Consider the following 1,558-nt stretch of genomic DNA (forward strand, 5'->3'; position numbering starts at 1 on the left):
CATCTGCAGCAACCAGATCAATCGCTGGGATCACGCCCGAGGTTTCAATATCTTTGCTTTGATCTAATACTGCAGTTTCACCTTTATTGCCCCACTGATAGTTAGACTTATCAGTGCGTTCACCACCGTTAGCATCCCACACATAAGTGGCTTCCAGCTTTTGACCGATTTCCAGTTTTCCGAGCATTTTCAGATCAGTAACAATCGGCGCAGCTGTGTTATTAATCGTAACTTCTACGTTGGTGCTATCCGTGTTGGATTCATTACCCTTGTTATCCACGGCTTTAGCAACCAGTGTATACAGATTCACGCCTTCTGACTGATAGGCCGGCAGAGTCACTTTAAACTGGCTGTTACCCGATACCGCACGTGATGATAACGGGGTGATTTTACCGCCTGCCGCAAAGAACTCTGGGCCTTGCCACTCGATACGATCAAGCGGATATTTTGAGGCCACATCCACAATCAATTGCTGTTCGGTAATTTCCGGCCAGCTGTTGAACTCATCCACCACATTGAGCTTTAACAGCTCTTGTTTGCGGTATTCCAGTACGATGTTGTTGTTGCGATCAACCAAGTCATAACGGCTACCGGCCAACGAGCGATACTCAGCCATTGAAGCCCCATCAAGCTGTTTGTCTAAGCTCTCACCTAAACGATAGTTGAACTCAAGGTTAAACTGAGTATCGCCCGATTTGCCCTTCTCTTTGGTGTAATCAATACCGGCAGTCACCAGTGGAATTGGGGTGTAGTTAACCCCGGCGGTCATCGCATACGGATCTTTCTGACGGTTATCAGCATCTGACAACGCCACTTCGTTACCGAAATACTGCTCATATTTGAACTTTCCACCCAGTTGTGGGTGTGAAGGCAGGTAAGCTTCGGCTCGCAAATCAAAGCCATTTGCCGCACGCTCATCATAATCGACCAGTTCGTCAGAGGCTTTCCAGCCGCTTAAACGCAAATAACCGTTAGCAGAGAGTTTCAGGAAATCACGCCAATACTCAGCCCCCACGCCCATACGGGTGTGGCCCGCTTCAATTTCGTGATCCAAAAATAGGTTGTAGCCGAGCATGTCTTTATCTTGCGCATTAAAATGGCGCTGACCTACACCAGCATTGACGGTGGTGCGATCATCTTTATGGCGCAGACCTAGCTGAGTAAATGAGAAGGTCTCAGGGGTATCATTAAGCCCAACTAACAGATCGGCTTCTGAATCGGTCAGATTAAAATCACTGTCAACGTTAATGCTGACTTTAGCTGTGCCGTACTGTTTCAGCCACTCTTCGACCGACTGATTTGCTTGTGAAACGGCTGCCGAACGTAAGCTACTTACCGCAGAGCCCGATGCCAATGTGGTGGCGGCTTGTGCAATAAACTTTTCAGAGTCAACCGGTTCGCGATCCATTTTTACCGCGATACTGTGCGCAGGCTTGCGTTCACCTAAGCGCAAATCGGGTACCAATACCGTATCACCGATAGTAATCGAATTGAGTGATTTATCTTTATAAGCTTCACTGTTGAGTTTTTTTAATTCTTCCAGTGTTAAACCAAACTG

General features: G+C 47.3%; 1 protein-coding gene. It reads right to left on the bottom strand.

The genetic code is table 11. From position 1 onward, the window contains the following. A partial coding sequence (locus ACRC27_RS09855; protein WP_438639793.1) for an inverse autotransporter beta domain-containing protein occupies positions 1-1,558 on the bottom strand: 1,558 nt, incomplete at both ends.

Source organism: Plesiomonas sp. (genome assembly GCF_051650925.1).
In the GTDB taxonomy this organism is placed as follows: Bacteria; Pseudomonadota; Gammaproteobacteria; order Enterobacterales; family CAMTGL01; genus Plesiomonas.